This window comes from Lysobacter sp. A286, assembly GCF_054052105.1.
On record NZ_JBSVRJ010000001.1, the window covers coordinates 1540296 to 1563908 of the forward strand.

General features: G+C 64.8%; 25 protein-coding genes. 11 read left to right on the forward strand and 14 right to left on the reverse strand.

Annotated features, from left to right (window positions below; all coding sequences use genetic code 11):
* Positions 1–23: 23 nt before the first annotated feature.
* The 7 genes from ACW7G0_RS07085 to sstT form a co-directional block, all read right to left on the reverse strand.
* A complete protein-coding gene (locus tag ACW7G0_RS07085) occupies positions 24–641 on the reverse strand; it encodes a hypothetical protein (protein WP_456988598.1) in 618 nt (205 codons plus the stop codon).
* Between the two features lie 60 nt (positions 642–701).
* On the reverse strand, positions 702–1319 hold the full coding sequence (locus ACW7G0_RS07090) for a trimeric intracellular cation channel family protein (protein ID WP_456989477.1): 618 nt from the start codon (positions 1317–1319) through the stop codon (positions 702–704).
* An 85-nt stretch (positions 1320–1404) separates the two neighbouring features.
* The gene (locus ACW7G0_RS07095; protein WP_456988600.1) at positions 1405–1584 is read right to left on the reverse strand and encodes an oxidoreductase-like domain-containing protein; all 180 of its coding nucleotides are present in this window, start codon (positions 1582–1584) and stop codon (positions 1405–1407) included.
* 75 nt (positions 1585–1659) lie between these two features.
* Positions 1660–2442: a TerC family protein gene (locus tag ACW7G0_RS07100; RefSeq protein WP_456988602.1), complete on the reverse strand. Its 783-nt coding sequence runs from the start codon at positions 2440–2442 to the stop codon at positions 1660–1662.
* A gap of 288 nt (positions 2443–2730) precedes the next feature.
* On the reverse strand, positions 2731–4101 hold the full coding sequence (nirK, locus tag ACW7G0_RS07105; RefSeq protein WP_456988604.1) for a copper-containing nitrite reductase: 1371 nt from the start codon (positions 4099–4101) through the stop codon (positions 2731–2733).
* A 215-nt stretch (positions 4102–4316) separates the two neighbouring features.
* Positions 4317–4871, reverse strand: coding sequence for a hypothetical protein (locus ACW7G0_RS07110; protein WP_456988606.1), 555 nt, complete (start codon positions 4869–4871; stop codon positions 4317–4319).
* Positions 4872–4935: 64 nt separating this feature from the next.
* Entirely contained in the window at positions 4936–6174 is a 1239-nt protein-coding gene (gene sstT, locus ACW7G0_RS07115) for a serine/threonine transporter SstT (RefSeq protein WP_456988607.1), read from the reverse strand.
* Between the two features lie 232 nt (positions 6175–6406).
* On the opposite strand from sstT, the gene ACW7G0_RS07120 reads away from it, so the two are divergent.
* The 3 genes from ACW7G0_RS07120 to ACW7G0_RS07130 all read left to right on the forward strand — a co-directional run bounded on the left by ACW7G0_RS07120 (position 6407) and on the right by ACW7G0_RS07130 (position 8173).
* Positions 6407–6697, forward strand: a complete 291-nt coding sequence (locus tag ACW7G0_RS07120; RefSeq protein WP_456988609.1) for a biotin--protein ligase — start codon at positions 6407–6409, stop codon at positions 6695–6697.
* Complete coding sequence (locus tag ACW7G0_RS07125; protein WP_456988611.1) at positions 6694–7470, forward strand: lipoate--protein ligase family protein; 777 nt, start codon at positions 6694–6696, stop codon at positions 7468–7470. The genes ACW7G0_RS07120 and ACW7G0_RS07125 overlap by 4 nt, the downstream gene beginning before the upstream one ends.
* A gap of 97 nt (positions 7471–7567) precedes the next feature.
* Complete coding sequence (locus ACW7G0_RS07130) at positions 7568–8173, forward strand: DUF4136 domain-containing protein (RefSeq protein WP_456961285.1); 606 nt, start codon at positions 7568–7570, stop codon at positions 8171–8173.
* Positions 8174–8222: 49 nt separating this feature from the next.
* On the opposite strand, the gene ACW7G0_RS07135 is transcribed toward ACW7G0_RS07130, so the two are convergent.
* The 3 genes from ACW7G0_RS07135 to ACW7G0_RS07145 are packed head-to-tail and all read right to left on the reverse strand — an operon-like array spanning position 8223 to position 11009.
* Positions 8223–9905, reverse strand: a complete 1683-nt coding sequence (locus ACW7G0_RS07135; RefSeq protein WP_456988613.1) for an ABC1 kinase family protein — start codon at positions 9903–9905, stop codon at positions 8223–8225.
* 57 nt (positions 9906–9962) lie between these two features.
* Positions 9963–10640 carry a PAQR family membrane homeostasis protein TrhA gene (trhA, locus tag ACW7G0_RS07140; RefSeq protein ID WP_456988614.1) on the reverse strand — a complete coding sequence of 226 codons (678 nt, stop codon included), beginning with the start codon at positions 10638–10640 and terminating at the stop codon, positions 9963–9965.
* A 27-nt stretch (positions 10641–10667) separates the two neighbouring features.
* On the reverse strand, positions 10668–11009 hold the full coding sequence (locus ACW7G0_RS07145; protein WP_456988616.1) for a zinc ribbon domain-containing protein YjdM: 342 nt from the start codon (positions 11007–11009) through the stop codon (positions 10668–10670).
* 271 nt (positions 11010–11280) lie between these two features.
* Between ACW7G0_RS07145 and ACW7G0_RS07150 the strand changes: the two genes are divergently transcribed.
* Complete coding sequence (locus ACW7G0_RS07150) at positions 11281–11982, forward strand: class I SAM-dependent methyltransferase (RefSeq protein ID WP_456961281.1); 702 nt, start codon at positions 11281–11283, stop codon at positions 11980–11982.
* Complete coding sequence (locus ACW7G0_RS07155; RefSeq protein WP_456988618.1) at positions 11979–12338, forward strand: YkgJ family cysteine cluster protein; 360 nt, start codon at positions 11979–11981, stop codon at positions 12336–12338. The genes ACW7G0_RS07150 and ACW7G0_RS07155 overlap by 4 nt, the downstream gene beginning before the upstream one ends.
* An 11-nt stretch (positions 12339–12349) precedes the next feature.
* On the opposite strand, the gene ACW7G0_RS07160 is transcribed toward ACW7G0_RS07155, so the two are convergent.
* Complete coding sequence (locus ACW7G0_RS07160; protein ID WP_456961278.1) at positions 12350–12727, reverse strand: YajD family HNH nuclease; 378 nt, start codon at positions 12725–12727, stop codon at positions 12350–12352.
* Positions 12728–12790: 63 nt separating this feature from the next.
* Between ACW7G0_RS07160 and ACW7G0_RS07165 the strand changes: the two genes are divergently transcribed.
* Positions 12791–13318, forward strand: a complete 528-nt coding sequence (locus ACW7G0_RS07165; protein WP_456988620.1) for a YgjP-like metallopeptidase domain-containing protein — start codon at positions 12791–12793, stop codon at positions 13316–13318.
* On the opposite strand, the gene ACW7G0_RS07170 is transcribed toward ACW7G0_RS07165, so the two are convergent.
* Positions 13319–13582, reverse strand: a complete 264-nt coding sequence (locus ACW7G0_RS07170; RefSeq protein WP_456988622.1) for a DksA/TraR family C4-type zinc finger protein — start codon at positions 13580–13582, stop codon at positions 13319–13321.
* Between the two features lie 290 nt (positions 13583–13872).
* Here ACW7G0_RS07170 and ACW7G0_RS07175 point away from each other — a divergent pair, with 290 nt between their 5' ends.
* From ACW7G0_RS07175 to ACW7G0_RS07185, 3 genes are all read left to right on the forward strand, one after another.
* Positions 13873–14907: a diguanylate cyclase gene (locus tag ACW7G0_RS07175; protein WP_456988624.1), complete on the forward strand. Its 1035-nt coding sequence runs from the start codon at positions 13873–13875 to the stop codon at positions 14905–14907.
* 84 nt (positions 14908–14991) lie between these two features.
* Complete coding sequence (locus ACW7G0_RS07180) at positions 14992–16842, forward strand: ABC transporter ATP-binding protein (RefSeq protein WP_456988626.1); 1851 nt, start codon at positions 14992–14994, stop codon at positions 16840–16842.
* A 121-nt stretch (positions 16843–16963) separates the two neighbouring features.
* Positions 16964–19135 carry an EAL domain-containing protein gene (locus tag ACW7G0_RS07185; protein WP_456988628.1) on the forward strand — a complete coding sequence of 724 codons (2172 nt, stop codon included), beginning with the start codon at positions 16964–16966 and terminating at the stop codon, positions 19133–19135.
* A gap of 30 nt (positions 19136–19165) precedes the next feature.
* Here the strand turns inward: ACW7G0_RS07185 and ACW7G0_RS07190 are convergent, their stop codons facing one another.
* Together ACW7G0_RS07190 and ACW7G0_RS07195 are read right to left on the reverse strand one after the other, a co-directional pair.
* Positions 19166–19609 carry a BON domain-containing protein gene (locus ACW7G0_RS07190; RefSeq protein ID WP_456988630.1) on the reverse strand — a complete coding sequence of 148 codons (444 nt, stop codon included), beginning with the start codon at positions 19607–19609 and terminating at the stop codon, positions 19166–19168.
* 105 nt (positions 19610–19714) lie between these two features.
* On the reverse strand, positions 19715–20635 hold the full coding sequence (locus tag ACW7G0_RS07195) for a dienelactone hydrolase family protein (RefSeq protein WP_456988631.1): 921 nt from the start codon (positions 20633–20635) through the stop codon (positions 19715–19717).
* 460 nt (positions 20636–21095) lie between these two features.
* Here ACW7G0_RS07195 and ACW7G0_RS07200 point away from each other — a divergent pair, with 460 nt between their 5' ends.
* On the forward strand, positions 21096–21998 hold the full coding sequence (locus ACW7G0_RS07200; protein ID WP_456988633.1) for an amidohydrolase family protein: 903 nt from the start codon (positions 21096–21098) through the stop codon (positions 21996–21998).
* A 189-nt stretch (positions 21999–22187) separates the two neighbouring features.
* A complete protein-coding gene (locus ACW7G0_RS07205) occupies positions 22188–23513 on the forward strand; it encodes a hypothetical protein (protein WP_456988635.1) in 1326 nt (441 codons plus the stop codon).
* Positions 23514–23613 lie beyond the last annotated feature (100 nt).

A 23613-nucleotide genomic window follows, 5' to 3' on the forward strand; every position in this document is an offset into this window, starting at 1 on the left:
GGCGGGCGGCGGTGCCGGACGGTTCATTTTACTCCCAGCACGTCCAGTGGGTCGGCAACCGGTTGATCGGGAAGCGGCTCACCAGGAAGCGGGACGGAGCGTCGGGGCAACCGGCTCCTGTACGCCTCTATCGCCTTTTTTGCATGTTGGTCGAGTATCCCGGCGGGAATCGCCTGCTCGCCAAACACCTCGATTATCTGGGCCAGCAGTGCTTCCGCCGGTTTGCGCCGCGGCTCGACCTGCGCGGCGTCAGTGGCACGCAATCGGCGCAAGGTCTCTTGCGCTATGTCCAGACCGCTGTCGATGAACAGCTCGCCGGCCTGCTGGTCCGCCGGGTCGCGGCGCAGCACTTCCTGGCAGGCCACCAGCGCCGCCTCGGGCTGCCCAGCCTGGGCCTGGAGCAGCGCAATCTGCTGCCACGGTTGCTTGCGCGCCGGGTCGGCCAAAGCCGCCTGCCGGTAGGCCTGCAATGCCTGTTCAGGCAAGTCGTCGCGAACGGCGGCATCCGCCTCGGCCATGTACTCCGGGTATCCCGCCTTGGACCCCAGCGAAACCGTTGCACAGCCAGACAGCACGACCAGAAGCGCTGCGGCGGGGAGATATCGCCACGAAGCTGGGAACCGCGCAATCATCGTCGTCATCGTTTCGTACCCTTCGTCGTCCCTGCCCACCCCCCAATCGAAACATAGCAGTTGCACGGATCATTGTTCACGTTGCGGGGCTACCGGCAGATGCCAATCGTAGCGGATCGCCATGTAGCGCAGCCCAAAGCACAGCACCGCGGACACGATCATCACCGGCACCAGCGGCAGGTCGAAGAAATCCCCGACGACAATCACGATCGCGCCAATCATCGCGGCAACCGCATACAAATCGGACTGGAACACCACCGGCGTGCGCGCCACCAGCACGTCCCGCACGATGCCCCCGCCGATGCCACTGAGCATTCCCAACAGCACCGCGCCCACCGGCCCCAGCCCGTGATCCAACGCCTTGATCGTGCCGATCACTGCAAACAGCGCCAATCCGGCTGCGTCGAACAACCGCACCGGATTGTGCAACCGTTCGATATCGGCGTAACGATAGAAAGTGACGATACCCGCCAGGCAACTCACCGCCAGGTAATGCCAGTTCGCCAATGCGACCGGTGGTGTCGCACCAATCATCAGGTCGCGGGTGATGCCGCCTGCGGCTGCCGCGGCGAATGACAGCACCAGCACGCCAAACAGGTCCAGCCGTTTGCGTACCCCGAGGGTCGCGCCACTGATCGCAAACGCAAACGTGCCGACCAGGTCGATCACGGTGATGATGGAGTTCAGGTCCAAGGCAGCCCGCGCTCACTGGAATGGCGCCATAGAATGCCACGCTCCCGGACACGTGAGCGATACACCCGGGCCTTGCGACTCAACCGGGGCCCGGATCACGCCCGGGGTTTCGGGCGCGCCAGGCCGCCAGCAAGGTCTCGTAGTGTTTCATCTCGTCGGCATAGATGTCCGATACACAACGCTCGCAGCCGCTGTCACAACAATCCATCGGCAGTGGACGTTCGGGCAGCAACGGCGGCGGGTCGTCGCTTTTCTGCATCGGAACCGGCGGCGGAATCAGGTTGGGAGAATGACCAGGCACAGTGCCAAGTATGGACGGTAGCGATGCCGCAATCTAATCGGCCGGCAAAGATCGACTGCTACCGCCCTCGGTGTATTTTTCGTGCAACTCCACCGGTGCGGCCTGCTCCTTGCTGCGCCGCCGGATCCACAGGTTGATCATCTCCACGAACACCGAGAACGCCATCGCGACATAGATGTAACCCTTGGGAATGTGTTGGCCAAACCCGTCGGCGACGAGTACCAGGCCGACCATTATCAGGAAGGCCAGCGCCAGTATCTTGACCGTGGGGTGGCGCTCGACGAACTCCCCGATCGGCCGGGCAAACGCCAGCATGAAGACAATCGAGATGACGATGGCGGTCACCATCACCCAGCGCTCGTCGACCATCCCCACCGCCGTGATGATGGAATCCAGCGAGAACACGATGTCGAGCACCATGATCTGCATGATGACCGCACCGAAGGTCGCGGTCGCCGCGCCCGTCGCGACCTGCTCGGTTGCGCCCTCCAGCTTCTGATGGATTTCGTGCGTGGCCTTCGCGATCAGGAACAGGCCACCGCCGATCAGGATCATGTCCCGCCACGAGAAAACATGATCGAACACCGAGAACAGCGGTGCGGTCAGTCCGACGATCCATACGATCGCAAACAGCAACATCAAACGGGTCACGGCTGCCATGAGGATGCCGATGCGACGCCCCATGGCGCGCTGCTCGACGGGCAGTTTCCCGGCCAGGATCGAGATAAAGATGATGTTGTCGATGCCGAGCACGAGCTCCAGCGCCGTCAGTGTCAGCAATGCGACCCAGATTTCCGGGTTGGCGAGCAATTCCATGATGATTTCCAAATGTTCCAGCGAGGTATGAAAAACCACGATCGGAAATGCATCGGATGGATGCACCTTCGCCATGGAGAGGCGAAGGTCTTGCCCGCAAACCGCTGGACGGTTTGCTGCTGCACCGGAGCAAATGCCCGTAATGACGGCGACAGCGATTGGGAGCTACTCCCCTTCGCCGGCGAGGCTATCACGCAGAACCATGAAAAAGCCAGATCCGCATCGCTGCGGACCTGGCCTGTGTTGTCGCATCCGCCTGGCGTTCAGGCATGGCGGACGCTGCGTTGGTCAGTGACCGGAGGAATGATCGATCGCTTCGTTGGACTGGAAGATCGCCGGGTCCGCGTCACCCTTGACGTTCAGGAACCCGATCAGGCCCTTCTCGGTCCGCGACAGCGCGTGGTCGACCAGGATGTAACGGCCCGGATAATCGACCTTGAACTCGACCATCGTCGCCCCGCCCGGCGGCACGATCGTGGTCTGCACGTCGGTCAGCGGCGGGCTGGTGAACGAGGCCAGGTTGTAGACCCGGTCGAAGACCTCGCCGATCAGGTGGAAGCTGGAGGTCAGGTTGGGACCGCCGACGCCGAAGAACATGCGCACCGTCTCGCCCACCTCGGCTTCCATGTTGAAGGTCTTGGTCAGCGCGTCCATGCTGCCGTTGAACATCAGGTGCTCGGGTTTCTCGTCCAGCAGCTTCTCCAGGGAGAATTCCTGCAGGCCGGACGAGCCATGCTTCTGCGCGGTGTAGAGCTCGCCCTGCATCACGTAGAACTCCTTGTCGACCTCGGACAAACCGCCTTCAGGCTCGACCAGAACCATGCCGTACATGCCGTTGGAGATGTGCTGGGCAATCATCGGCGTGGCGCAGTGGTAGACAAACAATCCCGGATGCAGGGCCTTGAAAGTGAAGCTCTTGGTCTGCCCCGGAGCCACCTGGGTCACCGCCGCGCCGCCACCAGGCCCGGTCACGGAGTGGAAGTCGACCGAGTGGATGTTGATGCTGTCCTCGGCGTTCTTCAGGTTGATGGTCACCGTGTCGCCCTGGCGGATGCGCAGCATCGGGCCTGGCACCGTGTTGTCGAAGGTCCAGTAGCGATAGGTGCTGCCATCGGACAGACGTCCTTCCACCTCGGTGGTCAGCAAGTCGTAGTTGACGTGTTTCGGCGCCCGGTCCCCGACCGGCTCACCGACCTGGCTAGGATCCTTGGCCACGTCCAGCGCGGTGCTGGCCACTTCCACGACATCGCCGACGATCAGCTTGCCGAACATGCCGGCCGCCCGGTGCCCCGGAATCGTGCACACGTACTCGAATGTGCCGCCCTTGGTGGCGCGGAACACGATCGTGGTCGCCGAGCCCACTCCGACCAGGTTGTCGGACTGGGCGTTGAACTCGGGAACCGCGACGTCATGCATTGCGCCGTCGCCGTTGATCACGGTGAGTGCAACCACCGCGCCCTCGGCCACCTTCAAGTCGGGATTGATCTGCCCCTTGATCGAACCGGCATCGCCAACAAAGACCAACTGGCCTTCATGGATCTGTGTCTTCAGGGTGAAGGTGATATCCGCCACCGGGGTAACGGATTCATTGGCGGCGATTGCCTGGGGTACGAATCCCGCGGCTCCTGCCAGTGCAAACAACAACACAAGCTCTTTCATCGTGGACTTCCTTCCGGTTACAAAAATGCAGCTGTTGGAAGTCAACATAGGGTGCGCGCACGACTTGCTCCATGACTTGGGTCAAGCCAAACCAAACGCCACCGTATGTTCAGCTGACAGCCAGCCTTGGCAATGGTTGCGGACAATGCGAAACGCCCCTTGAAGGGGCGCCGTGAAACTCGCGTGACCTGGTGATTTGCTGCGTGCTTTGCTACTTAGTCATGAGTGAGTGGCTGCAAGCCTTCGTGGTCGAACGTGGCCTGGTAGTCGTTGACGACCGCCACCAGTTGCGGCATCCCTTCCACCGAAGCCGGATCGGTCTTCAATGCGCCAGTCGCGCCCATCATCCGCCCGATCAAGACATGCAGTGCCGCATCCGGCTCGGGGTCAAGCTCGCAATTGGCGACCATGTAATCGATATCGTTCCCGACTCCGATCGCGAGCGCGTCGGCGTCTTCCACTTGCAGGCGGCCCTCGTGGTAGGCGGGCAGGTTATCCGCGACGGTATCGCGGATCCGGGTCATCGCCGCACGCAACGGAGCGTCGGTTGCCCAGCGCTGCCCTTCGGCCAGGACCGGCGCGGCTTGATCGTGGCCGGCGTGGTCGGCCGCTTGCTCGTGGGCAGGTGGCGCATCCGGCGTGACGCTGGCACCACCCTCGTTGGCAGTGGCGTGCGCCGACGGATCGACGTCGGCGTCGTCGCTGCAACCGGCACTGCCAAGCATCAGGGAAACGACCGCCACTGCGACGGCAAAGTCTCGAATATTCATGATGGGTACTCCTGGATGATTGCCAACACGTTAGCGATTCGACCGGCCAATACCCTGACTCATGTCAAGTGCGGGCATCAACGGTATCCGCGGCGGCCCGGCACGCTGCCGCTGTAAACAGCACGTCGGTGGATGAGTTCAATGCCGTCTCCGCCGAGTCCTGGACCACACCGACGATGAAGCCGATCGCGACCACCTGCATCGCGATATCCGTGGATATCCCGAACAACCCGCAGGCCAGCGGAATCAGCAGCAGCGAACCACCAGGCACGCCGGAGGCACCACACGCGGCAATCGCCGCCACTACGCTGAGCAGCAACGCGGTAGGCAGATCCAGGGAAATGCCCAGGGTGTGCACCGCTGCCATCGTCAGCACGGTGATGGTGATGGCCGCGCCGGCCATGTTGATGGTTGCCCCGATCGGGATGGATACCGAATAGGTCTCCTTGTGCAGCCCCAGCTTGCGGCACAGTTCCATGTTGATCGGGATGTTGGCCGCCGAGCTGCGGGTGAAGAATGCGGTGATCCCGCTTTCACGCAGGCAGGTGAACACCAGCGGGTACGGATTACGCCGGGTGATCGCGAACACGATCAGCGGGTTGGCAACCAGCGCCACGAACAACATGCAGCCGAGCAACACCGTCAACAGATGCAGATAGTCCAGCAATACCGAAAGCCCCGCCTCGGCAAGCGTGGAGGCCACCAGTCCGAAGATGCCCAGCGGTGCCAGCCGGATCACCAGCCGGACCAGCCAGGTAACCGCATTGGACAGGTCTCCGACCATCTGCCGGGTACTGTCGGCCGCATGGCGCAGCGCAATGCCCAGGCCGACCGCCCAGGCCAGGATGCCGATGAAATTGCCGGTCACCAACGCGTTGACCGGGTTGTCGACGATCTGCAGCAACAGGGTCCTGAGTACTTCCGCGATGCCATCGGGCGGGGCCAGTTCGCTCACGCCGACGCTGGACAGTTGCAGCACGGTCGGGAACACGAAGCTTGCCGACACCGCCACCAGCGCCGCAGCCAACGTGCCCGCCAGGTACAGCACCAGGATCGGCCTGATGTGGGTGCGCTGGCCCTGGCGATGGTTGGCGATTGACGCCGCCACCAACACCAGCACCAGGACCGGCGCCACGGCCTTCAGGGCAGCGATGAAGATCGTCCCCAACAGGCCCGCCGATGCCGCCGCCGCTGGAGATACCAGCGCCAGCAGGGTTCCGGCGACCAGGCCGATAACGATCTGGGTGACCAGGCCGAGGGACAGCAGCGAGACGAAAAAAGTTCGGAACCTGGAATTTGGCATGGGTACCTGGTCGGTCGACGGAAATGGAAATCATCGCGCGACCGAAGCCTCGCAGCGGATGCGTCCGGTAACGGCGCAACTGCCGATTGTCGCCGAGACCGGGCCAGGATGCGCGTGTGGCGGATCCATGCCGCCCTGACCCATGTCATTGTCAGCAGCCCGCACGACCCCGACCATGTATACCGACATGGTCGTCACCGACGACCGGAGCAATCCAAGGGAGCCAACTCACATGCATGGCGAATACAAGGTGCCCGGCGGCAAGCTGGTGGTAGTCGACCTGGAGGCCACCGGCGGTCGACTCGCCGAGGTCCAGGTCAGCGGCGACTTCTTCCTGGAGCCCGACTCCGCGCTGGAATCGATCAACACCGCGCTGCGCGGCTTGCCCGTCGATACCGACACCACCGCGCTCGCCGCCGCGGTAGACGCCGCGCTGGGCGATGGCGTCAGCCTTTACGGGATAACGCCCGAGGGCGTGGCGATCGCCGTGACCCGGGCATTGGGCAACGGAGACCATTCGTGAGCCGCTCGTCCTGGCGCGAGCACGACTGGCAGCTGATCCATACCGACGCGCAGTCGCCCGGCATGCACATGGCCCTGGACGAGGTGTTGACCACGGAAGTTTCCGCCGGCCGTCGCCCACCGACCCTGCGGGTGTGGGAGTGGGCGAGCCCGGCGGTGGTCATCGGCCGCTTCCAGTCGCTGCGCAACGAGGTCGACGCCGAGGCTGCTGGCCGTCATGGCATCGAGGTGGTTCGCCGGATCAGTGGCGGCGGTGCGATGTTCATCGAGCCGGGCAACACCATCACCTACTCGATCTGCGCGCCATTGACGCTGGTCGAAGGGCTGTCGTTCCAGGAGTCCTACCAGCTCATGGACTCCTGGGTCATCGAGGCACTCGGCGAGCTCGGCATCCACGCCAGCTACCAGCCACTCAACGACATCACCTCGCCCGGCGGCAAGATCGCCGGCGCCGCCCAGGCGCGTCGCGGCAATGCGGTGCTCCACCACGTCACCATGGCTTACAACATTGATGCGGCCAAGATGCTGGAAGTGCTGCGGATCGGCCGCGAGAAGCTGTCCGACAAGGGCACGGCGAGCGCGGCCAAGCGGGTCGACCCGCTGCGCAGCCAGACCGGCCTGAGCCGCGAGGCGGTGATCGAACGGATGGTCCAGACCTTCCAGCGCAGCCATGGATTGCGCCCGGACAGCCTGACCGCCGACGAGCTGGACCGCGCCACCGTGCTTGCCAGGGACAAGTTCGCGTCCGTCGACTGGACGGCTGTGGTCCCCTGAGACGCGTGGCTTCAGGCGAGCGCAGCGGCCGGCATTCACGCCCCCATCCGGGCTGGGTGCTAGCGTCGACAGCAACCCACACCAGTGAAGGCGCACCGTGAAGAAACGCTTCCAGCGCACCGCTCGCGGGCTGGCTGTCGCGCTTGCCCTGTTTACCCTGGTCGCCTGTTCCACCGGGCCCCGGGTGCGGACCGACCTTGATCCGGAAGCCAATTTCGCCGCCTACCAGACGTACGCATTTTACGAGCCGCTGGCAATGGAGGCCTCTGGCTACAGCTCCTATCTGTCTGCGCAGATCAAAACCAGCATCCGCCGCGAAATGGAAGCGCGTGGTTATCGCTTCGACCCGGCAGACCCCGACCTGCGGGTGAATTTCCAGGGAGTGATCCGCGAGCGCACGTCGGTATACGACGTCCCCCGCTCTGATGTGCGCTGGTTCTACAGCTACCGCGCGCGCTCCTACGTGGCCGTGCCGGTGTGGTACGACGAGACCCGGGTCAACCAATACACCGAAGGCACGCTGACGGTCGACCTCGTGGACGCCGACCAGAACCGGCTGGTCTGGACCGGCGACGCCATCGGCAGGGTGACGCAGAAAACCGCACCCGAACGCATCATGGCCGCCGATCGTGCGATCAACGCCATCTTCGCCCAGTTCCCGTATTACGCGTCCGGAACTGCCGCTCCAATGCCATCGCCGTGACGGGCGCTGCATCAACGAACCAATCGTTGGCCATCCACGCGCTGGCTGATTACTTGCCGCCCCCGCTCCGCCAGATGGACAACACCAGCCAGGCACCGGCAATCGCTGCACCGAGAAAACCCAGCAATCCGAATGCCGGCAGCCCGAGCAAAGTGGGACCCGCATCCACGGTCAGCGCGATCGACGAGCCGATGATCAATGCCGCCAGCACCACGCCCACGGTCAGCCGGTTGGCGGAATGGTCGATCTGGGTACCGAACCGCTGCAGGTGATCGACATCCAGCCTCAGCTTGAGATTGCCGCCGCGCGCGGTACGCAGCAGGCGGCGAAGATCACGCGGCAGCACCGACAGGATGCCGGCAGTATCAGACAACACCCGCAACCCGTCGCGTGCGACCGCCCCCGGTGCGTAACGCGCCAGCATCGCCCGACGCAGGAAGGGTTCTGCCTCACCGGCCATGTCGAAATCCGGATCCAGCTTGCGCCCCAGCCCTTCCAGGGTGACAAACACCTTGATCATCAACGCCAGGTCGGCGGGCAACACCAACTGGTTGGCGCGCAACAACGCCGTGACCTCCATCAGCATCGCCACCAGGTCAAGCTGCCCCAGCGGTACGCCGTGGTAATGGTCCACCAGCCCGTCAATATCCTGGGCCAACTGGGCCTCATCCACCTGCACTGCGCCGCTCCACTCCAGCAACATGTCGGTCACCCGCTCCGAGTCACGCCGGACCAGCGCATCCAGCAACCCGACCACCTGCGCGCGCCTGGAGTCGGATAACCGCCCAACCATGCCGTAGTCAATCAGCCCAATGCGGTTGCCGGGCAGCACGAACACGTTGCCGGCATGCGGGTCGGCATGAAAGAAGCCGTCCTCGAACATCATCTTCAGTACCGTCTGGGCGCCGCGACGGGCGACCAAGCCGCAATCCAGGCCCGCAGCGTCCAACATCGCCAGATCCGAGACTGGAATGCCGTCGACGAAATCCTGCACGTTCATCCGCGGGCCGGTGTAGTCCCAATGCACTCGCGGCACCACGATCTGGTCGTTATCGATGAAGCTGGCCGCAATCCGTTCGGCGTGACGGCACTCGGCGGCCAGGTCCAGCTCGCGAGTCAGCGATGCCTTGAACTGACGGACCATCCCGGTCGGCTGGAACTGGCGCAGCTCCGGGAATCGCGCCTCGATCGCCTGCGCGGCGCGCTGCAGCAAACGCAGGTCGGCCTCGACCGTCGGGCGAATGCCCGGTCGACGTACCTTGACCACCACCTCGGTGCCGTCATGCAGGCGCGCACGATGAACCTGGGCGATCGACGCGGCGGCCAACGGGGCTGGATCGAACTGCAGAAACACCTCTTCCGGCGGCGCACCAAGGTCTTCCAACAGCTGTTTGCGGATCGCCTCCGGCGCCGCCGCCGGTGCCTGGCTCTGGAGCTTGCCGAACTCGGCAATCCATTCCGGGGCGAACAGATCCACGCGGGTAGCCAGGATCTGGCCCATCTTGACGAAGCTCGGACCCATTTCCTCCAGCGCGCGCCGCACCCGAACCGGCGCAGGCAGCGCCACCGACGCCTCGATGTGACCCAGCGGAAGCACCCTGCCCGCGCCGGCCAGCAACTTTGCCAGCCCGAGCCGGCGCACCATGTCGCCAAAGCCGTAGCGGACCAGGATCGAGGCGAGTTCATACACCCGGCCCAGGTCCCGCGTTGCGGTCAATCCTTCCCAAAGCATCGTGGGTCTCCGGTTCGGCAGCGCGCCGTGACGGCGCCAGCTCAGACTACGTGTCGCTCAGACTACGTGGGCCATTACCGCGACGTAGTGACACAGGCTGCCACCGAGCACGAACATGTGCCAGATCGCATGCGAGTAGCGCAGCGTCGGGCGATGGTAAAAGAACGTGCCGGCGGTGTAGGAAATGCCGCCGGCCAACAACCAGCCCAGCGTCCAGCCGTCCAGGACATTCCACATCGGCTTGGCCGCCACCACGACCAGCCAGCCCATGCCGATGTAGATCATCGTGGACAGGCGCTTGAAGCGGCCGGTGAAGAACAGTTTGAACACCACCCCGGCCACGGCCAGCGTCCAGATGGTGGCAAACATCCACCAGCCCCACGGTCCGCGCAGGCCAATCAAGGTGAATGGCGTATAGGTGCCGGCAATCAGCAGGTAGATCGCACAGTGGTCGACGACCTTCAACCGCGACTTGAGCACCGGATGGCGCACCGAGTGGTACAGGGTCGAGGCCACGTACAGCAGCAGCAACGAGATGCCGAACACGATCGCACTGGCCAGTTGCCAGCGACTGCCGTGCAACGCGGCCAAAGTGATCAGGACCGCTCCACCGGCAAGCGCCGCCGTCGCACCCAGGCCGTGGGTCAGCGCGTTGGCGAGCTCCTCCGACGCACTCGTTCCATCCGGGTCCGGGTCTGGGGAGCGAGGATATCCGGATCGGCCATGGCTGCGCATGACCGCAATGCTAGCGCGATTCTGGCGTCAGGCTTTCTTCAGGAAGCAGGTTTTCAGCACCAGGCCCTTGATCTTGTCGGAGCTGCCTTCAATGTTTTCGACGTCGCCTTCCACCAGTCGGATGTTGCGGATGACGGTGCCCTGCTTGAGCGGGATCGACGAACCCTTCACCTTCAAGTCCTTGATCACCGTCACCGTATCGCCCTGGCTGAGGACATTGCCGTTGGCATCCCTGACCACGGCAGCGTCGTCGGCTGTGGCACCACCGGCAATCGGCCATTCATGGGCGCAGTCGGCGCAGACGTAGTTGTCACCATCGGGATAGGTGTTTTCCAGGCCACATTGGCTACACGCGGGAATATCGGGCATGAGTCCGTCCAGGAGAGTCGTTGAGCGGGCACCGGATTATAGGCCGTCGCGGATGGCCACCAACGGGTGCGGCGCCGCCCTGCCGGCGGTTCCATCGCTGAACCGGAACCCCGACCGACGGCGTGCCATGCGCTGTTGCCCCCACCAACGCGTAGCATGTCCCGGTACGTCCTCGTCAATAGCTCCTCTCGCGGCCCGCTCCAATCCCCGGCCCGCCCCTCCATGCGCCATCACCCAGCTTCAGCGGTGACGCTTTTCCCGGAGGTTTCCGATGCCCGGCTATACCACTCGCCAGCAGCACCTGCGCCTGGGTGCGCATGACTATCGCATCCGCTCACTCAGCGATCGCCAGCAGTTCTCGGATCCGGATGGCCGCGCCGAAAGGCTTGGCATCTCGTCGGCCCAATGGTGCCTGTTCGGTCAGATCTGGCCCGCAGGCCGATTGCTGGCCAACGCGATGAGCGATTTCGACATCGAAGGCAAACGCATTCTCGAGATCGGCTGTGGACTTGGCCTGGCAAGCCTGGTGCTGCAAAGACGCGGCGCGGATGTCGTCGCCAGCGATATCCACCCATTGGCCGAGCCCTTCCTGGCGTACAACTCCGCCCTCAACGCATTGCCCTCGGTCCCGTACCGAAAACTGCGTTGGGCCGTGCCGTTGCCCACCCTGGGCCGGTTCGACCTGATCATCGGCAGCGACGTGCTTTACGAGCGCACCCACGCTGAACTGCTGGCGGCCCTGGTCGGGCGCCACGCCAATGAGCAGGCCGAGGTCCTGATCACCGACCCCGGCCGCGGCAACAGCGCACCATTCACCCGCGCCTTGGCGGTACAGGGCTTCGTGGTGACCGAGACCCGCGGACCGATGAACGACGACGACCTGCCGCCATTCCGTGGTCGCCTGCTGCATTACCACCGCGGCGCGGTACCAGCCTTCCACCCGATCCCCGCCTCTACCGTAAGCAGGCAATGAGTTTCCCGCTCCACACCGAAGGTCAACCCGACGCCCACGATGACGACCACGTGGTCGACCCCACGGTCTCGTGCGATCACTGCGACGCGGTGTGCTGCCGATTGACGGTCGTGGTCATGCCCGAGGACAACGTGCCTCGCCATCTGGTTGAGCGCACCGAGCGTGGCCTGGAAGTCATGGCCCGCGACGAGGACGGCTGGTGCGTCGCGGTCGACCAGAACCGCATGTGCTGCAGCATCTATGAGCAACGTCCGGCCATCTGCCGCAAGTTCACCATGGGCAGCGGTTATTGCCGCAGCGAGCGGAAGGCCTATTCCCGCCGCTACGAGCGCGAAATCCCGGTGACCGTCATCTGACGGATTGGCGACTACTCGCGCTTCAGCAACGACTTGAGGTTGGCAAACGGATTACCGGTGGCGGCTGGCAGCTTTTCCTCGGCATCCAGCGCACTGCCGCCGGTGTAGTCCACGTAGCGCGAATGTTCGTTGTCATGGCAGTAGACGCACAGCAACTCCCAGTTGCTGCCGTCGGGCGGGTTGAAGTCGTGGTCGTGGTTGCGATGGTGCACCGTCAGTTCTGACAGGTTGGTGCGGGTGAACTCCCGCGCGCAGCGTCCGCAAATCCACGGGTACATCTTCAACGCCCGCTCGCGATAGCCCTTGCCGCGCTGTTCCGCGTCGCGGCGAGCCTGGGCAACGATGCGGTCCAGTGCCTCGCTGGAAGCGTTGGCTTTGTTGTTCGACATCGGGATCCACATGGGCAGTCGGTGCCCCGACTTTAGCGCAAAGACTGCCGTATCGTGCCAGCCATGACCACGCTGAAATACCTGACCGGCTACAACGAGAACGTGCTTTCGCAAGTGCGCGAACTGATCGCCGGTGACCGCCTGGGCGGGTGGTTGCGTGACAAGTACGGCCAACTGCACGACGTGCGCAACGACAAGGCGCTGTACGAGTACACCGTCGCCATGAAGGAGCGTTACCTGCGCAAGACCGAACCGCTCAACAAAGTCATGTATGACAATAAGTTGCAGGTAGTGCGACACGCGCTGGGCACCCACACCACGGTGTCACGGGTGCAGGGGAGCAAACTCAAGGCCAGCCGCGAGATCCGCATCGCGACGGTGTTCCGCGAAGCACCTGCGCCGTTCCTCAAGATGATCGTGGTGCACGAGCTGGCGCACCTGAAAGAGCGTGATCACAACAAGCCCTTCTACCAGCTGTGCACCCACATGGCGCCGGACTACCACCAGTTGGAATTCGACCTGCGTTTGTACCTGACCCACCTCGATTGCGTGCGAGTCAAGCCATCGCCGGCCCGCGGCGTCGGACAGTGATCAACGCAGCTGACTGTCTTTGCTGCCGCGCCGGTTGTATCCGGCGCCAGACTGCTCCTGGTCCAGCGCTTCCTGGCACGTTATGCACAGACGCACGCCCGGAACCGCCATCCGCCGCGCCTCGGGAATGACGCAATCGCATTCCTCGCAATGGGTCAAGCCCGGGCCCGTTGCCAGCTTGCTGCGCGCCCGCTTGACGGCATCTTCGACGGTCGCATCGATCTGGTCCTGCACGGCGCCATCGCCAGCCCATCCGGTTGCCATGGGAGCCTCCAAACCGTGATGCACGAAAGTAGCGGCGATCATATCGCGCTCCGGTGGAGGCCTGCGTGACCCCGCAGCAAGGTAAGGCAAGACCGTCGAGTGCCCCCATGTGGGTTCAACGCCGGAACGCCGGGCAACGCCGATGCCGGCATGGCTCATCACCCACCCACAGGTATGATTCACCGAAACCGAGGCTCGGGGGGCGACGTCTTGAATGGTTTATCTATCACGCACGAACAGCCGCGACAGCGTATTCGCCACGGCTGCCGCGCGGGGCATACAGGCGCCCGATGACGAACCACGCAAAGCCCCGACGGGTATTGCTGGCCCGGCGCATATACCCCTTCCGGATACTGGGCATGGGGCTGGGCGGGCTGGCTGCGGCGGCTGTACTCCACCAGTTGAAGGCATCACCGGGCGCTTGGGCATTCGTGGCATTCAGCTCGCTGCTGTGGCCGCACCTGGCCTACCGGATGGCCGTGTCCAGCGCCGACCCCCACCGCGCCGAGACGCGCAACCTGCTGATCGATTCCGCCATCGCCGGGACACTGGCACCGCTGATGCACTTCAACCTGCTACCCAGCGTGCTGATCATCACCCTTGCCACGGTCGATAAAATCAGCACCGGGATCCCGGGCCTGTGGATCCGCTCGATGCCTGGATTGCTGCTGGCGCTGGCGGCCACCACCATACTCACTGGCGCCGCGTTTGCGCCGACCACCACCATGAGCGTGCTTGTCGCCTGCTTGCCGGTGTTGTTGATCCACACCATCGCGGTCAGTTGGGGCAGCAACAAACTGATCCGCAAGATCAGCCAACAGAACGCCGTCCTGGACCAGATACGGCGCATCGACACACTCACTGGCCTGTCACGGCGCGGCGATTGGGAGGAGCAGGCGGAACGGTTGCTGTCCAGCCACCCGGAAACCGACGGGCACGCCTGCATCCTGTTGATCGACATCGACCACTTCAAGCAAGTCAACGACCTGCACGGCCATGGTGCCGGCGACGAGGTCCTACGCCAGGTGTCAGGCCAACTGCGCCAGGCGCTACGTCCCCACGATCGCGTTGGCCGGATCGGAGGCGACGAGTTCGCGGTATTGTTGCCCAATACCTCAGAGCACGAAGCCAGGCAGGTTGCCGAGCGCTTTCGCGTCGCCGTTGAAGCCTTGCAACTGCCCGACTACCCCGACCTGCGGCCGACCATCAGCATCGGTCTGGCCCCCTTCCCCATCGTGGATGCAGACCTGCGTGCCTGGCTCAACTCCGCTGACAACGCGCTGTATCGAGCAAAGAACCAGGGCCGTAACTGCGTAAGTAATTGAATACGGCCGACCATGTCGGCGGTTTGAGGAAGCGGGTAACCGGCCCCATATCGCCAATTCCGCATCCGCCTGGACAACGCCTCCTTGCCTCCATCCATACCTCCCCCCTCCGACACCAGCGCGAGTGACCTGACCAGCAGTTTCCTCGGTGTATTCCGTTTCAGCGGGCGTGCCCTGGAGCTGGTCTGGAGTACCAGTCGCCTGCTGACCGTGGCGCTGGGCCTGCTGACCCTGGTCGCCGGCCTGCTGCCTGCCGCCGTGGCCTATGTTGGCGCGCTGATCATCGATGCGGTGGTCGCCACCAGCGGCGCGGTATCTGCCGGAGAGCCGCTGGTACTGGCGCCGGTGTTCGTGCTGATCGCCGTGGAAGCCGCCCTGGTGATGGCCCTGACCGGGGCCCAGCGAGGCCTGTCGTTGGCGCAGTCGTTGTTGCGTGCGCAACTGGGCCAGCGGGTCAACGTGATGATCCTGGAGAAGGCGCTGACCCTGCAACTGGCGCATTTCGAGGACTCGGAGTTCTACGACAAGCTGACCCGTGCCCGTCGCGAAGCCTCGTCGCGGCCGCTGTCACTGGTGACCCGGACCTTCGGACTGGTCCAGAACGCCATCTCGCTGGTCAGCTATGGCGTCCTGCTCGCAGCCTTTTCGCCATGGGCGGTATTGGTGCTGCTGCTGGCAGGCCTGCCGGCGTTCCTGGCCGAGACGCGGTTCTCCGGTGACGCCTTCAGGCTGTTCCGCTGGCGCTCGCCGGAAACCCGGATGCAGATGTACCTGGAGACCGTGCTTGCGCGGGAGGACCATGCCAAGGAGGTCAAGCTCTACGGCCTCGGCCCCTTGCTGCTGGATCGCTATCGCAGCATCTTCCGCACCCTCTACAGTGCTGACCGGGATCTCGCCATCCGCCGCGACGGCTGGGGGTTCGTGCTGGGGCTGATCGGCACCGCGACGCTGTACGCCGCATACGGCTGGATCGCGATGACCACGATTGTCGGGCGCATCACTTTGGGCCAGATGACGATGTACCTGATGCTGTTCCGACAGGGTCAGGCGGCGGTGTCGGCAAGCCTGTCGGCCATCGGCGGCATGTACGAGGACAACCTGTACCTGTCGACGCTGTACGAGTATCTCGAGACCCCGGTCCCGGCCAGTCAGGGCGCAGCCCAGGAAGGACCGGATCCGGCCGACGGCATCCGCTTCGAGAACGTCGGCTTCACCTATCCCGGCTCCGACACTCCGGCGCTGCAGGACATCAACCTGCACATCCGTCCCGGCGAGTCGCTGGCGCTGGTCGGCCAGAACGGATCGGGCAAGACCACCCTGATCAAGCTGCTCACCCGGCTGTACTCGCCCGACACCGGGCGCATCCTGCTCGACGGGCGCGACCTGCAGGAGTGGGACGAGACCACGTTGCTGCAACGCGTCGGGGTGATCTTCCAGGACTTCGCACGCTACCAGATGCGCGTCGGCGAGAACGTCGGCGCCGGCGACGTCGAGCACTTCGAGAACCGCGAGCGCTGGCAGGAAGCCGCCGACATGGGCATGGCCACGCCTTTCATCGAGACGTTGCCGGCCGGCTTCGATACCCAACTCGGCAAGTGGTTCCGCGAGGGCCGCGAGCTGTCCGGCGGGCAATGGCAGAAGATCGCCCTGGCCCGCGCCTTCATGCGTTCGCGCGCCGACATCCTGGTGCTGGACGAGCCCACCTCGGCGATGGACGCGGCTGCCGAGGCGACCATCTTCGAGCACTTCCGCAAGCTGACGAAAAACCGCATCGCGATCCTGATCTCGCACCGCTTCTCGACCGTGCGCATGGCCGACCAGATCATCGTCATCCAGGACGGCCGCATCATCGAGCGTGGCAACCACGAGCAGTTGATCGCCGCCGACGGCCACTACGCCCACCTGTTTTCGCTGCAGGCGCAGGGCTACCGTTAAAACCCCATCACCCACTCCCCGCCGGCCGCCACCCGGGGTAGGATGGATCCGATGCCCAAAACGGCGCGTTCGAGGGGGTCGAATGGAATCACTGTCCAGGCGAAGTCACGGAAGCGCGACGATGGCGACGCGGGTGGCCATGCTCGCCCTGTCCACGTGCCTGCTCGCGGGAGTGACGGCCGCCGCCTCCACCGACACGCACGACCGCGCGCCCATCCCCGCGCAGCCCTCGGCACCGACCGTCATCGTCGGTGGTGACCAGGACTACCCGCCGTTCCAGTTCCTCGACGACCAAGGCGATGCACATGGGTTCGACGTCGAATTGATCCGCGCAGCGCTCGAACCTCAGGGGCTGACGGTCCGCGTCGAGTTGGGCGAGTGGGACATCGCACTGGAGCGTCTCGATCGCGGCGAAGTCGACGTGGTACCGATGTTCACATCGCCGGAGCGCGCCAAACGCTTTCTGTTCACCAAGCCGTACATGCTGCGCTACCACGTCGTGTTCGGCCATCGCGATTCTCCGCTCATCCTGTCGCTGCAGGAGCTGTCCGGACACCGCGTCGCTGTACAGCACGCCAGTCTTGCCTTGGAAGCCCTGAGTGCGCTCCCGCTCACTGATGTGGAGATCATCCAGGTCGATGTAGAAGCTGATGCCCTGGCCGCGGTGAAACGAGGCGAAGCCGACTACGCCCTTGTGCCCACCGGGATCGGACTGTACGCCACCGCACACGGCGGCATGACCGACATCATCGCGCTCGGCCCACCCCTGCTCGAGCGCAGATACGTCTTCGCGGTCCGACCCGGCCGGGCAGAGCTGGTGCCCATCATCGACGCCGGGCTGGACCGGGTCCGCGCAAGTGGCGAGCGGGAACGACTGTACGAAGCCGCGACCCTGGGTCGGCACGTCACCGAAAACACCGACAAGTCGTGGGTGCTCGCGGTGCTGGTGCTGTCCGGCCTATGCCTGATGTTGCTCATTCCCGCACTGTCCTGGTGGCGATCATCGGGCGGTGTCATGCCCTGGCCTGGCCAGACCAATGGACGCCGCGACCTGGTGACGTGGCTCGGACGCCGCATCCGCCGCCGGCCGGGTGCAAGCTTTGCATTGGCGGAAATCCGACTGCTGGGTCTGGACCTGATCGAGAATATCGCGGGAGAAGCCGCGAGTCAGCGCATCTGGCGCAGCAGCGCGTCACGGCTGCGGGAGGTATCGGGCGTCGAGCATGTCTCCGTGCTGGGATTCGGCAACTTCGGGGTGGTCGTCGATGGCGTTTCCGACCAGGCCGCCGTCACCCGGACGATTGACCGGCTGACCGCGTGCCTGGCCGCACGGCTCGAGGTCGGTGACCTGCCGGTGGAGTTGCGCACCCGGATCGGTACTGCCTTGTATCCCGCCGATGCCACCGACGCTACCGGCTTGGCCCGAGCCGCCCGGATCGCCTGTGAAGCCGCGGGGAAGCAGATCACGGTCGGCACCTATTATCACGCGGGACTGGAGCCCGATCCTCGCCAGCTGACGCTGCTGTCAGAGCTTCGCGAAGCCATCGCCGACGGGCAGTTGGGGTATGCGCTACAACCAAAACTCGACCTCGACAATCACCGCTGGATCGGCGTCGAACTGCTGGTCCGCTGGCATCACCCACGGCATGGTCCGCTGGCACCGGACGATTTCATACCGCTGGCCGAACATGCCGGCATGACCGGCGAGCTGACCCTGTACATGGTGGGCTGTGCGCTCAAGCACTGTCGCCAATGGCGCGAGCAGGGCCATCCGCTCACGATCGCCGTCAATGTGTCCGCCAACGACCTGGCCGACCCGGCACTGGTCTCGTCAGTCATTGCCGCCACGGGGGACCTCGGCTCGCAGTTGTTGTTGGAGCTCACGGAAACCGACGTCATGCGGGACCCGGACAAGGTTGTCGACGCAATTGCCCGGCTGCGCCCATACGACATCCGCATCTCGATCGATGATTTCGGCACAGGCCACTCCTCGCTCACCAACCTGCGTTTGCTGGACGCCGACGAACTGAAGATCGACCGCACCTTCGTGACGCGATTGCTGCAGTCGCCTTCCGACCAGGCGATCGTGCATGCGACGATCCATCTCGCCCACGATCTCGGCGTGCAGGTCACCGCTGAAGGGGTGGAAGACGAGGCGACGCTGGCCTGGCTGGCCGACGCCGGTTGTGACCGCGCGCAGGGCTTCGCAATCGCCCATCCGATGAGTCCGGAAGCCTTCGCCGTGATGCTGGAACGAGGCGGCGGCACCGGCCGGCTACCAGTGCAGCACTGATCGACGGCCGCGACTGCGCCGCTGTACCTGTCAGTCAGGCGTCTGGCTGGTGGCCGCCGACATCCGGTTGTCGACCCCGGTGACGCCCTGCATCGATTCCAGCGCCGCCGTCAGCGCGCCGATCTCCGCTGCCGAGGCGCGCCCACGCAGCACGACGTGGCCCTCGTTCACCTCGATATTGACCTCGCCGGGATGCGTGAGCAGGCGCCCGAGTCGGGTGCTGATGCGACCGTGCAGCTGGCCATCCTCCACCGGCGCATTGGACAGCCCGGCCCGTGCGCGCGCCACTACGCCGTGCGCACGGTCGATCACGCGCTTGGTCTTGCCCCGCGCGAAATGTTCTGCGTCATGGCCGACCGACACCCCACGATCGCGCGCCAAGGCACGCCGCCGCCGTCCCGTCGCCGGGTCCAGAAAGTACATGAGGGCCGCGCCGGCACCCAATGCGGCGGCAAGTCTGGCTAAGGTATTCATGAATGGCACTCCGTTGAAAACAGGTGCTGCCATGCTGCCATCGCGACCGCGAAGCGAGCGCGAAGGCGTCGCCGGATCCCCCGATTCATCGCCAGAATCCGACGGCTACGTAGCGGGCGTCACCCCGTCGTCCCGCAGCGTGCGATCAAACAGCGCGACCGTGCGGCGCCACGCCTCACGCGCGGCGTCTTCGTCGTAACGCGGCGTGGTGTCGTTGTTGAAACCATGCCCGGTGCCGGCGGGCTGGTACAGGGTGTAGTCCACGTCGGCTTCCTTGAGCGCGGCCTCGTAGCCTGGCCAGGTGGCGTTGACGCGCTCGTCGGCGGCGGCGAGTACCACCAGCAGCTCGGCGTTGATCGCCTCCACGTCCTCCAGCGGCGGTGCGCTGCCATAGAACGGCACAGCGGCGGCGAGGCCCGGCAAGCGCGTGGCGAGGAAGTTGGCCATGCCACCGCCGTAGCAGAAGCCGACCACGCCCATCCTGCCGTTACCGCCCTCGACCTTGCCGAGCATGTCGGCGGCGGCGAGGAAATCCTGATGGGTCTTGCGCTGGTCAAGCTTGCCAAACAGCGCACGCGCCGCGTCCTCATCGCCCGGATAGCCGCCCAGCGGGAACAGCGCGTCGGGCGCGAAGGCGATGAAGCCTTCCAGCGCCATCCGCCGCGCGATGTCCTCGATGTGCGGATTGAGGCCGCGATTTTCATGCACCACCAACACCACCGGCAACGGGCCGCTCGCCTTGGCCGGCTTCACCAGGTAGCCGCGACCGGTTCCGTAGCCCTCCGGAGAATCGAACTCGATGTACTCAGCCGACAGCCGCGGGTCTTCCGGCTTCACCTGCTGCGCCTGAGCGAACTGCGGGCTCAGCGCCGCCAGCAGCCCGGTCGCGGTCGCTGCCCCGACCGCAAGCCGCGCCGCCCCAGTGAGGAAGCCGCGGCGATCGATCACCCCGTGGACGTACTTATCGAACAGTCGCAGCACCTCGGGATCGAAGTCGCTGGCCTTTGAGCGGGGTCGGTTTGACATGGGGTTCTCCGGGACCGGCGTATGCCGCAGTCCGAGCATATCGGGCCAATTGTTATCGAATGGAAAAGCCGGCCACCCTCGCCCGCGTGTAGTGGATGTCCATGCCCCGCAAAGCGGTGTATTACGGCTCCGCCTAATACACCCTACATCCGGTCAACGGTCGGTCGTAGGGTGCATTAACAATGCACCGCTTTTCCGCACCCGCAAAGGTCTGCATCAAGCACCCACAACCCCTGCCGCCGATGCCAGTCCTCCAGCGACTCCTCCGGGAACCCCAGGATCTTGGTCACCATCGCCGGACTCACGCCCAGGCGCGTTGCGAGATCCGAACGCGATAGTCCGCCTCGCTCAAGCAGCTTCGCCAGGGTCAGCGCGAACCCGGGCCGCCCGGAGAATGCTGGCGAGTCCGACGCCCCATGCTTTCCGCGTTATCCCGGGCACATTCCTGTGGAGCGCGCCGATGAAAACAACGGCCTCGATCCTGGCTGTCCTGCTGCTGGGGTGCACGCCGCCGGCACACGCGCAGCACTACACCGGCCCGGTGATCGACGTGCACTTGCATGTCGGCGCGGCCGCGCCCGGCGCGCCGAACCCGGCCACCGGCCAGCTGACCACGGCCAACACCGATGCCGAGCGCGAGCGGCTGACACTGGAGCAACTGCGGCAGCACAACGTGGTGCTGGGCCTGGTTAGCGGGCCCGATGGCGCGATGAAAAGCATGCGCGACGCCGGCGGCGAGCGGATCTGGGCGGGTGCGTTCCTCGACGATGGCGGCCACCCGCTGCCACCGCCCGAGGTGCTGCGCGCGGCATTCGCCTCCGGTGAACTGAAGGTGCTCGGCGAAATCGGCGCGCAGTACCACGGGCTGGACCCGAGCGACGAATGGTTCGAACCGTACCTGGCACTGGCCGAGGAGTTCGATATCCCAGTCGGCATCCACACCGGCCTCGCGCCGCCCGGCGCCGCCTACGGGTGCTGCCCGGACTTCAGCATCGGCCTCGGCAACCCCGCGATCCTGGAGCCGATGCTCAAGCGCCATCCGAAGCTGCGCGTGTGGCTGATGCACGCCGGCTGGCCGTACCTTCAGGAGACCAAGGCGATCCTCTACATGTACCCGCAGGTCTACGCCGATGTCGCGGTGATCGACTGGATCATCCCGCGCGCCGAGTTCCACCAGTACCTGCAGGCGCTGGTCACGGCGGGCTTTGGCGACCGGCTGATGTTTGGCTCCGACCAGATGGTCTGGCCCGAAGCGATCGGCCAAGCCTTCGAGGGCGTCGACAGCGCGCCGTTCCTGGATGCGGCGCAGAAGCGCGCGATCTTCCACGACAACGCCGCACGTTTCCTGCGGTTGGAGCGGTAACCAGCCCTCGGGAGGGGGCCTCGATGTATCCGGCGCCTGCCCCGACACGCTCACCTTTGCACAGCTTGGCGGGCCGGTGCGCCGATTGCGCCGGCCGGGCGTCCTGTCACGTGCGTGAAGCATCGCAGTGGCCGAATCATCACATTCCTCGGCCCGCCACGGGCGGCGGCACCAGACACGGGTAATTTGATGAAACTGATTGGAAATATTTCCTCCGCCCGACGGCTCCAGGCGGCGCTGGCCATTGCCTTGCTGGGCGCCACGCTCGCATCGCAGGCTCAGGCTGAACAGTACCGACAGGGCGAGTGCGGCACCTTCACCATCGCCGCCATCCCCGACACCCAGAACTACATGGACTTCAGCCACCAGAAGTCCCACGGGTTCCCCATCGATGCCGCCGAACTGTACTTCGAGCAGATGCGCTACATCGCCGACAACGCCAGGAGCAACGGCGGCGACATCGTGTTCGCCACCCACCTGGGCGACATCTGGCAGAACCGCGTCGAGCGTATCGATCCTGGGCACGCCGCGCGTGGCTTCAAGGCCCTGCCCGACTCGGTGACTGGCGGCAAGCCGGGCCTCCACCCCGAGGAAGTGCCGAACCACGAGATCCCGACGGCGGTAAAGGGATTCGAGATCATCGCCAACGCCCTACCGTTCTCGGTGGTCCCGGGCAACCATGACTACGATGCCGTCTGGACCGACCCGGCCCATCCGCCGCAGCCCGAGTCCGACCCCATGGCACCGGAGATCCGCCACTTCGGCGGCCTGACCGGCTTCCTTTCGGCCTTCTCCGAGCAGTCGAACTTCTTCCGGGACCAGCCCTGGTACATCGCCTCGAATGACGGTGGCGCCGACAGTGCCCAGCTGTTCACCGCAGGCGAGTGCAAGTTCCTGCACCTCGGCCTGCAGTACGACGCCCCGGATTCCTCGCTGGCATGGGCGCGACGCGTGATCAATCAGAACCCCGGTCTGCCGACCATCGTCACTACCCACAAGTACACGGGGCGCGACGGCAGGCATGCGGTCGGCGGGACGCTGGACATGAGCCTGATCGACCGGCAGGACAACAACCCGCAGATGGTCTGGGACGAGTTCATCAGCCAGCACGACCAGATCTTCCTGGTGCTCAGCGGGCACATCGGCGGCCAAGGCCACGGGATCGACTACAACGACAATGGCCACGAAGTGCACCAGATGCTGTCCGATTACCAGCCGCGGGCACACGTGGCAAAGACGAAGGACCCGGAAAACCGGTATCCGGACAACACCCAGACAGGCGACGGCTGGCTGCGCCTGCTGACCTTCAACCTCGACAGCCCGCAACCCAGCGTCCACGTGCGGACCTATTCCACGCACTACGGAAAGTACAGCTCGGAAATCCCCGAATACGCCGCCTGGTACAAGGCCGGTGAGAGGCAAGCCGACACCCCGGATGCCGAGTTCATGGAGCGCGACGACTTCGTGGTCGAGCTGACCGGTTTCCACGAACGATTCGACAACGCACGCCCGTAATGCCGTAGGCCGCGCGCCCGGCACGCGAAATCTCGCGTCTTCCCCACTGCCCGACCGATCGTGGCGGTCGCGGCTTGCCTGCGACCGCCACGGTCAGAAC